This is a genomic window from Phormidium tenue FACHB-1050 (assembly GCF_014696925.1).
Classification (GTDB): Bacteria; Cyanobacteriota; Cyanobacteriia; order Pseudanabaenales; family Pseudanabaenaceae; genus Pseudanabaena.
This window is the reverse complement of sequence record NZ_JACJQY010000004.1, coordinates 39756-52955: the sequence shown is the minus strand read 5'-3', so window position 1 is coordinate 52955 and position 13200 is coordinate 39756. Positions and strand designations below refer to the sequence as shown.

Here is a 13200-nt window from a genome sequence, read left to right as displayed (position 1 = left end):
GCCAAGGCTGATCAATTAATGGATGCTAAAGAATTTTTGCAAATCTATCGAACGGGGCGCAAAGTATTTTCTAACGTTGTTCTAGTGGGAGTAGATTTACAGGCGATCGATCTGCACAAGGTTGATTTTAGCCACGCCCTCATGAGCAAAGCTAACTTGGCGAATGCTAAACTTTGTCGCGCTAATCTCACTGGGGCAGATCTGAGTTATACCAATTTGAATAGTGCTGATCTCCATCGAGCTAATTTGCGTCATGCCAATCTTAAGGGTGCAGATTTACGCAAAGCGGATCTACGTGGGGCAGATTTGAGGGGCGCGAACTTGAGTTGGGCTAATTTGCAAGATGCTATTTTTGATGGCGCTCAAATGACTAATACCAATTTATACAATGCCAAAACCTAGAAAGTGGGACACAAGGTGTCCCATTTATACCAATTCACGAAAGTGTGACAACACTTTTGTGAATTGAAAACCAAACCCAGTAAGGGTTTTAAAAACACAAAATGGCGTAGCCATTTTGTGTTTTGGTATTACTTAAGCTTCACCTGTGATGGATAGTCCTTCGACCCAAATCTGGGGCGCGACACCTGAAGGTGTAATTTTTACTTCTGGCTCGACATAGGTGATCGCCTTTAGCAAGTCCAAAATATCGCCCGCTACCGTAGCTGACTCAACACTAACGCGATCGCCTTTATTGATCAGCCAGCCGTCAAAGGGCAACGAAAAAGAACCCTGCGAAGACTGCACACCTGCATGGAGGGCTTGGAGATCGTCGATTAAAATTACATTCTCAGCCGTTGCCAAATCGTAGACCTTCTCATTGGATACATTAGCCTCGCTACTACGCTCAACATGGAAGAAGTTAGGACTGACTGAAACCTTCGAGCCAATGCTACCATTGCCTGTGGGTTTAGCATCTAAGCGTTTTGCAGTAACAGAGCTATGTAGGAAATTGGTTAAAACTCCATTCACAATTAACAGAGTGCGGCGTGTGGGAGTGCCTTCTCCATCAAAAGTTGATGCACCCACATTTCCCACATGAAGTTCATCGTCGCTAACATTTAGTAGTGGTGATGCGATCTGTGTGCCGATGGACTCAGGACTAGAGAGACTATTTTTGTCGAGAATGCTTTGGGCATTGAAGAGACTGGAAAAAGCACTGATTAGACTTAAGAAAGCTTCAGGAGAGAATGCAACTAAATATTTGCCAGATTTGATTTTGTCATAGTTTAAATGACTAATCGTTTTCTCCGCAGTTTCCTCAATGCAACCCTTGACATCTAAATCTTCAAAACTGCGACTCACGCGATACGCACCAGCACTGCGAGGTTTTCTATCTTCCTCTTCCGTTTTAGTATAAAGATAAATAGAGCTATAGGAACTACTCTCATTTCGCATTGCCCCAGCACTATTCAAATAGAAGCGACTGACATCGCGTTGAGACAAACCATTATAGGGAACACCTGCGATCGCTGTATGTTTCGCTAGTAATTCTTTTTCTGCGCCCAAGAGGGTTGCAACTAGCTGCTCGATCGCTGTTTGTGGTGCAGTCTGTGATTCGCGAGAGGGGATATCAGCGATCGCTTCGGGACTAAAATCAGGAATATTTTCCTTAGCTCCAAAAAAGCTTGCCTCATGGGCGCTTTGGAGTGCAAGTTCTAGACCAAGGCGATCGATATTGGTGGTAGAAGTTACGCCAACTGTCCCCTGATCATTCCAAACCCGCACGGTGATGCTAGCGCGGTTAGAGGCTGATACTTGCTTAGGTTCGCCGCTATCGACTTCAGCACTAGTTTCATCGACGATTGCGCCATAAATATCAAATTTGTCGATTTTTAGCTTGCTTGCGGTCTCTTTAGCATCGGAGACTAATTTTTCCACACTGATCGCTGATGACATAAACCTTTTAATCTTTTTAGTTGTTTATGTCATTCTAGCAACTATAGCTATAGCCACTTATGCCAAAGCACAAATTGACCAAGCCATTTTGTGCTTTGGTATAAGTGGTGTTACGCAGAACCCAGTTATCTTATAGCTGTCGCCAAGTGTATAAGGACATAAAAACCAAGAAGAGAATGGCGGCGCGAAGCGCCGCCATTCTCTTCTTGGTTTTTTGCTTTTGTCCTAACACAATCGACGGCAGCTATAAAAGAGGATTTGGAGACCAAATCCCTACATAATTGTAAAGGTAAGGGCTTGGTCTCCAAGCCCCAATCTCAGCCTTTCACTCCATATCAGTTAATCAAAGTCGGCGCTTCGCGCCGACTTTGAACCTATAGCCCATTGCCAATTAGAAAGAAAGCAGACCAAAAATAAGGATGATCGAATGGCTCACCACCTCGAATTAATGCTACTTGTGCTAAACGTAACGACTCGGTAGCGGAAATACCTTTTTTAAGACTGGCATAAAAGGCATCCATTAGTTTCTGAGTGCCACCATCATCAACTGTCCATAGAGACGCAATTACGGCTCTTGCACCAGCATTCTGAAATTGATAGCCCAATCCTAGTACTTCTGTTCCATCGCCTAATTTGCCGCCAACTCCTGTCTCGCAAGCACTCAAAACCACTAAGTCTACGCCTTTAAGCGCCCAAGTCTCAATCTCTCTCAAAGTCAGGCGATCGCTATCTCCAAAGATCAAAAAAGATTCATCTGGTGTACCTGTATTAAATGAACCGTGGGTAGCTAAATGAATGATCGTATGGGAACTTGTACTTGTTTTGGTTGAATTTTTGGTGAAACTTTGATCCACTAGTTCCGTTACATTTGGGAATATACTGACAATGTTTTTGACTTCCTTTTGGGTAGCAGGAATAGCAACAAAGGAAATAGTCTTACCTAACACATTCACACTATGAGCGGTGGTTGAAGCTCCAGCAAAGACTTTAGGTTGATTTATTGAAGGTCGGTTAAAGTTCGTTAGTGAACTAGCCGTAATATTATTGATTTTGTATTTCTCAACCAGAAACTGTTTACCATCGTGGAGCGTCGCAATGGGAATATAGCGCAATCGACTATCAGGAGCATAGATGATTGTCTTCACATTGGCTTGTTGCAATTCAGCTTCAATGGGAGCAATCAGCCATTTATAAAACTGTTGCGAAGTATTTTTAAAATCAAAATTACTAGCATCTCGTAAGTCTTCACGAAACTTTTCGACGGCAGCACTAATTTCTCTCTGTCTGACTGGAACTGCACGATGTATGGGTGGAGATGAAGGAGTGATCAATACAATTTCCAGCCTGCTTTCCAGTACCAGTGGATAAATAATCACTGCATTTAACTGCTTGAGTTCTTTTTGGAGGCTAACGATCGCTTTGAGATTCACATTTTGCTGTTGGATATCGTTATTTAGTTCCGTAGTTAGTTTCTGCACTTCTGCACTATTCAAAAAAGCGTTGAATTGTCGATTAGCTTCTTTCTCTTGATTGACGAGAGAGGTGAATCGTTCCTTTTGCTGAGCAGTGAGCTTGTTCTGATTTTCTAATACTTGTAAATCAGCAAGTTCTCTATTCAAGTTGATCATTTGCATTTCTACAGGCTGATACTCTACGCCCTTGGCAGTTTGTTCATTGCCACGGACATTTTTGAGGTAGTCATCCGCTTCCTGCACTTTGAGTAGATCAATCACTTGCTGTGCCTCGATCACCCGATCCTGCTGTAAAAGTAAATCTGCAAGCCGACGATATACTGGTGCAATTGTGTCCGCGTAGAGTTTTTGCTCCTGTCGTGCTAGGGAATTGAGGTCTTTCCGAATCTCTTCGTAGATATTGACTGACTGCTTAAGATAGGCGATCGCCAAAACATTTTGCTTCCGTTCTTTGAGCAGCGAACCAATATGCTGATAAAGCTTAGCCTCACCTGCGCGATCGCCTGTTTGCCGACTAACTGCTAGAGCCTGTTGATAGTAACCGAGTGCGATTTCAAACTGTCCTTGGCTGTTGTAGAGCAGTCCAATATTGCCGAGAGTGATACTTTCATTGACCCGATCCGCTAACTTCTGACTGATTTCTAGGGATTGCTGATAACTTTTAAAAGCCTCAGCATTCAGCCCACGCTCATTCAAGAGAAAGCCAATGTTGTTGAGAATTACGGCTTCACCTGCGGGATTTTTGCCCGATTCTTTGGTCAATGCTAGAGCCTGTCGATAATAATCTAGAGAATTGGCATATTCTTTATTGTTGCGATAGACCAGTCCCAAATTGTTAATTGTTCTGGCAATACCAAAGCGATCGCCTAATTTTTGTTGAAGTTTGAGGGCTTCTTGATAGAGTTTGATCGAGCGATCAAATTGACCCAAGTTGCGATAGACGATGCCCATGTTGTTGAGAATGCTGCTCTCACTCAATGCGTCTTTGATGTCTTTGCTAATTTTGAGGGCGCGTTCATAGGATTCGATCGCCCGTACAAACTGCCCCAAGTCGTTGTAAACAGAGGCTATACCATTCAATGCTTGAGCCTGTCCAGCGCGATCCTGCTCTGCTGTGCTAAGCTTCAATTCTTGCTGAAAAGCTTCTAATGCGGAGTTAAGTTGTCCTTTTTTCTGTAATGCACTCCCATTCTTTTGCAGAATGTCAGCATCCGATGACTTTGTTCTTAAAGTATTTTCTGAACTTTCTGGTGAGCTAATTTGAGCCATTGCCGCAGATGTTAGCCCCAGATGCGTCCAAGTTCCGTATATACCAATCGAAAGGGGCAACAACCAAACAGAAGCGCAGAAACCTTTGTGTAAAGCCTTAAAGATCATATTGCTGTACTTATTCGCAGATAAATCAATAATGTAGTGCATTTATATAAAATAAATGATTGTTTACAATTTGATAGGTTTGAAAAATTTAGAATTACTTATAATTTAATTAGTTTTAGGATTTTATTGTGCCTATCTTCTCTGTCTATCGCCGAACAGTTTTGAGGTGGATGTCACTATTCTGTATTGGTTTACTGATTTCGTTTCTTTTTGTTGGTCAAGCTGAGTCTCAAAATCAAACTAATTGCATCAAGATCCCCGAAGTTTCTTTGGGCAATGCGGAAGCAATTGAAAGAAATAGACGTGTGGCTGTGCTAATTCAAGCGGATCGATTGATTCAGAGTAACAATCTCGCTGAAGCGGTCAAGTTGCAACAATCTGTAAAAAAAGCTCTCCCCAACGTAGCTGCGCCTAATCCGCCGACAAGAAATGTGGATAATCTAGCGAGTGGCGCTAAGGTATATTGGCAGAATGCTGAAGAAGGACTAGAGGCTGGACTGTCAACCAAATCATTAATTGCTTTGGAGAAGCTATCCGACAATTATCCTGAATTCATTACTGGACATATCAAGTTCGCGGAGGCATCCCTCCGCTGGAATCAACCAGACAAAGCGATCCAAACCTTAGATCGCGCCTATGGCATTTATCCCGATCGCGTGGATTTATTAGAGCCATTACTCAAACTACTCATATCCAAAAAGATGGAGGTAGAGGCTTCCATTGCTTCCCGTCAGTTTGCGCTTAACTATCCCGAACATCCTGACGCTCCTAAATATAAGAAGCTAGCTGATGATTACATGAATCAGTTTATTAATGATTTCAAAAATGAGTCATTTATTTCAGCACTTATTTCGGGCGATCGCAAAATCATTGAGCAGATTTTTAAAGGAGAATCGGGGTTTGGCGAAGAAAGTGCTGCCGAAATCAAACAGAGTGTGGCGTTAGTAACTGATCCGAAACTGACGGAATATATCAACAACCTTGGTCAGAAATTAGCAAAGCTATCGGGTCGTGATGATTTCAAATATGAGTTCAATATCATCCAAGACAACTCCCTCAATGCTTTTGCTCTACCAGGAGGCAAGATCTTCATCAATACAGGTGCGATCGCCGATATGGAATCGGAAGCTGAGCTAGCTGGTATTCTCAGTCATGAAATTGCCCATGCGGTCTTTTCGCATTCCTATCAAAAAATTATTACCGAAACTAAAGCTAGAGCTTTAAAAAAAGTAGGGTTGATCAATACTTTTCTAGAGTATCTTAAACCAGAACTTGCATTTGGGCGATCGCTTGAACAACAAGCTGATTTCCTAGGCACACGCATTCTCTCTTCGGCTGGCTATTCTGCTGATGGACTATATCGCGTGTTTGATCGCTGGCGTGGTTATGAGAAAGATCGGCAGACAGGTTGGCTAGATAGTCATCCTGCTTCTTCAGAGCGGGTGAGATACTTACAAGCAGCCGTCCAGAATCGCAACTACAACCGCTACTCATTAGAGAATATTGAAGCTCTAATTGCGGCGCGGGGTGCTTTCTGTAAATCGGAAGCTAAAGATTCACGCCCTACAGATGCTCCAACTCCTACTTCTAAACCCAGTAACAAGCCAACTTTAGGCAAGGTGGCTGTAGTTGCTGGGCAAACCAATGACAATGTGAGCATTAACATTAATGGAGGTAAGGTTGAGTCGAGCGGTAAATACATAATGAATGTAGAAATCGTCAACAATAGCAGTCAGTCCTTTGGATTTGTGCCTATATTTGCGAAAACAACCAATGCTGATGGAAAAACAGTTTCGTCACAGTTCATCAGTGCTTCTGGCAAAAACGTTGTGAATGCGGGAGAAACTGCTAAAGGCACTCTCTCGGTCTTCCAGCAGCCTTGGCGAGATACTGGCGATCAAGGTTTAGTTTGGCAAGTCACAGAAAGTACTGGCGGTGGTCGAGTGTTTCGGATTCCATTCTAATTTGATTAAAAAAAGCCTTGCTTTGCAAGGCTTTTTTTAATTATTTATACCTATACTTGTCGATTTGATATTTGCGATCGCCTTGAAGGAGATATCTAAATCAGTCTCTAATCAAAACATTCATATTAACCATTATATGAAACAAAGAAACTTCCATCCCCTCACGAAGATGAATCGTTTCTGTAAGTCTAATTTCAGGAAATATATTATAGCTGTCAAGTTTGTTAGATTGAATTAAGTCATAGGGGTAGTTTACTTCTTTAATATAACCGCAGTATTTTTTCCATAATTCATTAAACTTTTGTGCTGATGAATAGATTAAAATCATGTTCTGCTTAAGTCCAAGCGTATCGTAGCGAAATATTTTTTCCAGATGTAAATCAATATATTTTTTGTCAAGAGAATCTAGATTTAATGCCTCAACAACAGCAAATGGTCGCCCATTTTGTAAAGTGATGAACATATCAAGTTCACCTGCCGATTTTCCTTGATACGATAGCCCTCTTCTAGTCTGATCTTTTACAACCCAATCTTTAGTATTGAGGATACTTGCAATAAATGTATTTCTTTCATCTTCACTAGCTTTTGAATAGATTTTATTGCTTTGTAGTTCAATACAAGAATGAAGACAAGAATCTAAAAATAACTCTGTACTAGGCTCTTTTAATATATTAAATGCTTGAAAAAGTTTATTCACATCGCTTTGATTTGATATTTGAGACAAAAGAGGCTCAATCAATGAGAGGTCTCTGTCTGGAAAAAGTTGCAAAAATTTGTTTGTTAGCTCCTCAATGCCAATTTTTTTTTTGCTATCTGAATTACTTCCTAATTCTTTCAAATAGTTTAAAAATTTATATTCCTCAGAATTAACACTTACTTCCTTTAAACGTACATCAATTTTAGCTAACTCATAATTAGGACTAATTAAAATATAAGGATCAAAAAAACTGGCTATGCAATATTTGGAAAATTCTTCTTTTAAAAGACTCTCTGACAACCTATCTTTAAGTTCGTCATTCTTAATTTCACAGTAATAATAATGAAGTTTTGAAAAGTTTTCTCGATAGTCTAACCATGAAGGCTGAAGAAGTTCTTCTACTTTTGATATAGACAGTAAAACTTTGTAAAAGCTAACCCAAAATGGGCTATTCACATTAGATATTGATAATATGTCTCTACGCCACAATATATCGGTTAGTCTTGACAAATGATAATTACTCGATTCTTTCCGTCCTTCCATTAAATCTAAAATAAAGTTAATTATTGCCTTGAAAAACTCTGCATCTATACGATTTTCAATAATTTCAAATGCAGAGTCAAAAGCAGAAAGACTATCCTGTAACATTTTCTTGAATTCAGATTTTTCTGACTTCAAAGCTGAAAGAAAATAGATTAACCCTAAATAAAAATAGGATTCTGCTTGAATCTCCACTTCATCATTATGAGTACCCAACTGATATATTTTCTTTATGTCACTTTGTTCTAATTCATAGAATAGAAATAAATCTTTTAATCTGCGAACTTCTAAAAAGACATCCTGCGTCTTTTCCCAAGATGAAATCAAAATATCTAAAGCATATCTGGGCTTGAGTTTACTAATTAAGATATATTCCGTGTGAAGTTCTATTGCTTTTTTCCGAATATTTGTATTTTCTTTTTCATTTAGAATGATTGACCGAAGAAAATTGTATATTTCACGTTCTTCAAAAGATCCTAAGATTTCATGAGCATTACAACCAAAAAAGTGAAACTTCTCTGGTGTTGTAAAAATACTATATTCATTTAAAAGGCTATTTATATCCTTCATTAGAACAAGTATTCACCACTACTTAGGATTTTTTCATTCTTGACAATTCCTGTAAGTTTCCTTTGGGCAGTACCGATCAAAATCTGAAGTTTATCACTAAATCGATTTTCTATATTCTTCAGCAATGTTGATAAACCGTCAAGATAAACTGCATCTCCTTCTTCTTTGCTGGGACTATCAATTATCAAAAATCTAGTGTGCTTCCCAAAATTATGTCTCACATCAAGTTGTATCAGGCTAAGATAAAGAGAAATTTTAACCCGAAGTTGTTCACCTTCAGCTATTTGATTAAATCGAACAAAGTTGCCATCTTGCTTATAAGAGATGTCAAATTTCTCTGATATTTGAATTGCCGTAATAGTTGTAAGTCCAAGCAAATGTAACTCTTCAAGCATTAAGTTAGACAAGTCATTCAGAATATTCTTATCCAAATTATATCTTTCCTTCTCTAGAAGGTTAATCGCAAACCCCAATATTTCTATTTGACTCGCTAATGAATCATTATCTACAGATGTAATCTCTATGCTTGACTGGTTTAGCTGAAATTCTGCTACTGCTTTTTCGCTGATCAAATCCTCTAATTGCCGACTATGAGAGAGAATTTTATTTTGATACTGGGCTAAGATATTTTCTAGATGCTCCAACTCGACTTGAAGAGACAATATACGAGAGTTCTTCGCCTTCAAGTTATTTGTTAAGCTATCGATTTTCACTTCTTGTCTTTGACATTCTTTTTGCAAATCAGTTAGAGACAACTTTCTATCTGTCTCTAACTGAAGGATTTTTAACTTCTGTTGATTAAGCTTTTCTATCTTTTCTAGATGTTTTAATTGGCTTTGAGTTCCCTCTTCAGAATTAACAATGTCATGACAAAGAATACACTCAACCTCATTTTTCCTAGATGAAATAGGAGTTCTAGACACTTTTTTATTACAACATGGACAATGCTTGATTTCAAGATTTGAGAATAATCTACCAATATCTAAAAATTCTTGCAAATTCTGTACTTCTTTTTCTATTTGAAGTATGTTTTTGCAGATTTTGTTCAGTTCTTGCTCTACTCTTCGATATTCACCTTCTATTGTATATAATTCTGTACGAGCTTCACGAAGATCGGATTGCGCTTTGAAATATTCATTATCTACCTGAGTAATTTGGTTGCTAATAGCTTTACGTCTCTCGGAGTATTCTTCAAAATTGATTCCATTTTCTATAAAAGATCTCGACTTATCAATTTCAATATTTAGATTTGCAATCCTAGTTTCAAGTTCTTTTCTATCAATACTTGAAGACTTCGCTATAAAAACATTTGAATCTGATTTTCTTGCTTTTTCAGACTCTTTCTTATCTTTTTTGATTTTCAAGCGATTAATCGGGTATGTGAGATGCAATCCTAATAGCATCTGAAAAATTTTCTTTTCTTGGTCTCCGTAATCTGAGTTTGTATCTTTAGATTCTAAAAATATAGATTTAAAGTATGTATGCCAACTTGCCTTACATTCAAGAAGTTCGTTTGAATTCTTATTAGGAGATTTTTGAGTCCACTTGAGATAATAATAAGAAAATTGACCAAAGAAAAATGACTCCATCTCTTTGCTAAATTTATCCTCACTTCTTTCGTTGAAAATCGCAGAAATTCCCGACAATTCTATATCTTCTACTGTTCGGAAATTGTTAGAGTAGAGACTCCCAGAAAGAACATTAGATTCCATGTTCATGTAGACACAATAAGCTTTCTCACTAATCTTGAAATTTAGAAGAATTAAATCAAACAATTTCTTAATATCATTTTTAAGTTTACTGTTACCTGTTAAAGCAAATTGAATTGCCTTAAATATACTAGACTTCCCTCTTAAATTATCTGCAATAGTAATATTTATACCCTCCTTAAATTCTTGAAAAAAGTTTATTTCTTCTCCATTACTTTTTTTCCCTTTAATTGTCAAATCCATTAAAATCAATCTCCTACCTGTAGACGTAGGCGTGTCTCTACTATAATTGCCCTCATCTCCTAAATCTAGAAGATCATCTATAGCTGCTTCATCAAGAATGTCATTATACTTTTGAATAATTGTATTTCTAAACTTCTTATAATCAAAACTCATATCAGTTGCTCTCCAAATAATTCAAAGTACTTATTAACAACCCGCTCCGAAATTCCACCTATGTATTCTCCATATTTTGTATCCCTATACTCATCAATTCTATATTGCATAGCCTTTAGCTGAGTTCCTGAAAGATTTCCAAAATATTTATGGATATGACTACAACGATCTAAATACCATTTTAGAGAGGTTTTATCTATCGAATAATGATTAACTTTTGTTAAAGCATAATTGGTTATGTAATATTTTTTACTTACTGTTTTTAGTTCAGAATCTTTTTGACTAGTGAAATCAATAAAGTCAATGCTCTTCAAAAATGCAATTACATCATCTATATCTTCATAAGCGCCAAAAAAGAACTTTTCCATTTCAATTCGCCTTAATTCAGGTTCCTTAGAATTAAATATTTCTTTAATCAATATCTTGATCTCATTCCTTTTCGAGTCATTCTCTCTTGCATAATGTAATAACTCATAGGCAAAATAGTCTGGATTTCTTAAAAGAAAATCCAATTTTTGTATTCTTACTTCACTTTCAAAGATTTTCTTTCTTTCTGGAAAATTTGGATCTTCATGCTCATTGCTAAAACACAACAAAAGCAAAAAAATCCGAATCCTATCTTGGTATTGACGAATTAGAGTAGCTTCATCCATATAAATTTAGTCGAGAAATCTACAATTAAGCAAACTCGGACGCGCTAGAAGATTTATTAATCAATCCAAACAATTTATTCATATATTACACATTATTTAACCAGTTTCAAACAAAATTATCGTTTTTTAGAAGAGCTAGGTTTAAAGCGATCAACTAGAACTCAAGAATCACAGTAATTGTGATCGCCTTGAGAGAATAGATTGATAAAGCTAGTACAAACCAAAACCCAAGAATCGAGTGGCGGCGCGAAGCGCCGTCACTCGATTCTTGGGTTTTATGTCCTAAGCAAAACTTGCTTTGCTATACAATTCACTGGCAATGATGCTTTATAACTTGTGTAGGAGCATCCTTTTGACCTGCTCTTATACCAAAAAACAAAATGGCGTAGCCATTTTGTTTTTTACCCTTACTGGGTTTATTTTTTAATTCACAAAAGCGTGGCAACACTTTCGTGAATTGGTATTACACAAGTTATTTAAGATTGTTGCGTGATTCTATTAGCTTCTCTCTCCCCACTCAATAAAGCACCATGCACGGTTCCTATATGCTTACCATAAGTTGCCTCACCTGCGAAAAACACCCGATCGCCTATGGGTTCTGCCAAGCGATCGCAGTCTTGAAGAGAACCATTGAGCGAAAAAGTAGAGTAAGAACCATAGGCAAAAGGATCATTATGCCATTGAGTCAATAATGTTGCCGTGGGTAACGGAATATCTTTGCCAAACATCGATCGCAAATCAGACATGATGTTCTGGATTGCTTCAGATTTAGGCATTTGTGACAGCGATCGCGAAAAATCACCGCTAAACATGGCGGCTAAAATCGGCTGCTGAACATATTTCTGCCAGTTGTAAAATTCAACATAGCGATCGGGAATGTTGCCGTTGATATAAGCCATCGTGTGAGGCTGTGATGGCCAAAACTGTTGAGGAAATTTTAATACTAATCTATTTAATGCGCCCATACCCAATCGTTCAATTGCTGCTAACTTCTCTTCAGGTAATGCTGGCGAGAACTTGATAGAACCCCGTTTCAGCACACCCAATGGAACCGTAACAATCACCTGCGAACCACTAAAAACTTCGCGATCGGTCGTCACTTTTACGCCAGTATCATCGTAGGCAATCTGCTGCACAAGATGTTTAGTCCGAATATCCAAATCTTTGGATAGAGCCTGTACAAGCTGGATATAGCCTCGCGGAAAAACTACATCTGCTCCTGTAAATTCTGAATCTTCCTCAAAACCCTTGATTCCTAAATTCGCAATATCTTCTCCAACTTCACTCTCAATTGTCGAAGATAGAGTTGCCCGAAAGCCCTTAAGAGTAATTCCTGTAAGTTCTTCTGATTCAATTATTTGTTGAGCAATATCACCTAGAGTAATCTGCTGCGATGATCCAGCGTTATTCTTTAACTCGGCAACCCTATCTGTAAAGGCTTGAAAGGCTTTGCTGATCATGCGCTCTTCTGATTTACTTAGGAATTGATCGACACCTTTATAATTCCATTGTGATTCAAGATCAGAGACCACAGTCTGAATCCCAAATTTTTTGACTAATGGCGAGATTGGATTACCATCAATGGTGTGAATCCATGCAGCACCGAGATCTAAAGGAAACCCTAACGAATTATCTGTCCAAATTCTGCCGCCAAGGCGATCGCGTCCTTCTAGAATAATTACCCGATATCCTTGAGCCTGTAATTTGTTTGCCGCCGTGATACCTGCAATCCCTGCTCCTATGACAATGATCTGTTCATTATCTTCACTATCGTCTGGCGATGGCTTAGCTGATAGATTGTCAGACTTACTAAATGCATTTCCACAGCCGCAGAGCCAACTTGTTGCTCCAGCGTAGGTTAAGTTGCGAGCCTGAAGTAAAAATTTTCGACGATTATATTTGTCCATAAAAAATTTAATTGCT

The 13200-nt window shown here is 38.3% G+C and carries 8 protein-coding genes; 2 read left to right on the top strand and 6 right to left on the bottom strand.

Going from position 1 to position 13200, the window contains the following annotated elements; genetic code table 11:
* Positions 1 to 18 precede the first annotated feature (18 nt).
* On the top strand, positions 19 to 402 hold the full coding sequence (locus tag H6G05_RS03855; protein WP_190576464.1) for a pentapeptide repeat-containing protein: 384 nt from the start codon (positions 19 to 21) through the stop codon (positions 400 to 402).
* 132 nt (positions 403 to 534) lie between these two features.
* Here the strand turns inward: H6G05_RS03855 and H6G05_RS03850 are convergent, their stop codons facing one another.
* Together H6G05_RS03850 and H6G05_RS03845 are read right to left on the bottom strand one after the other, a co-directional pair.
* Positions 535 to 1899 carry a TldD/PmbA family protein gene (locus H6G05_RS03850; protein ID WP_190576462.1) on the bottom strand — a complete coding sequence of 455 codons (1365 nt, stop codon included), beginning with the start codon at positions 1897 to 1899 and terminating at the stop codon, positions 535 to 537.
* A 374-nt stretch (positions 1900 to 2273) separates the two neighbouring features.
* Positions 2274 to 4790, bottom strand: coding sequence for a CHAT domain-containing protein (locus tag H6G05_RS03845; protein ID WP_190576461.1), 2517 nt, complete (start codon positions 4788 to 4790; stop codon positions 2274 to 2276).
* Positions 4791 to 4918: 128 nt separating this feature from the next.
* On the opposite strand from H6G05_RS03845, the gene H6G05_RS03840 reads away from it, so the two are divergent.
* On the top strand, positions 4919 to 6712 hold the full coding sequence (locus H6G05_RS03840; protein ID WP_190576460.1) for a M48 family metallopeptidase: 1794 nt from the start codon (positions 4919 to 4921) through the stop codon (positions 6710 to 6712).
* Between the two features lie 100 nt (positions 6713 to 6812).
* On the opposite strand, the gene H6G05_RS03835 is transcribed toward H6G05_RS03840, so the two are convergent.
* From H6G05_RS03835 to H6G05_RS03820, 4 genes are all read right to left on the bottom strand, one after another.
* Complete coding sequence (locus H6G05_RS03835) at positions 6813 to 8519, bottom strand: hypothetical protein (protein ID WP_190576459.1); 1707 nt, start codon at positions 8517 to 8519, stop codon at positions 6813 to 6815.
* Positions 8519 to 10624: an SMC family protein gene (locus H6G05_RS03830; RefSeq protein WP_190576458.1), complete on the bottom strand. Its 2106-nt coding sequence runs from the start codon at positions 10622 to 10624 to the stop codon at positions 8519 to 8521. The genes H6G05_RS03835 and H6G05_RS03830 overlap by 1 nt, the downstream gene beginning before the upstream one ends.
* Positions 10621 to 11277, bottom strand: coding sequence for a hypothetical protein (locus H6G05_RS03825; RefSeq protein WP_190576457.1), 657 nt, complete (start codon positions 11275 to 11277; stop codon positions 10621 to 10623). The genes H6G05_RS03830 and H6G05_RS03825 overlap by 4 nt, the downstream gene beginning before the upstream one ends.
* A 476-nt stretch (positions 11278 to 11753) precedes the next feature.
* Positions 11754 to 13184 carry a flavin monoamine oxidase family protein gene (locus tag H6G05_RS03820; RefSeq protein ID WP_190576456.1) on the bottom strand — a complete coding sequence of 477 codons (1431 nt, stop codon included), beginning with the start codon at positions 13182 to 13184 and terminating at the stop codon, positions 11754 to 11756.
* Positions 13185 to 13200: the final 16 nt, after the last annotated feature.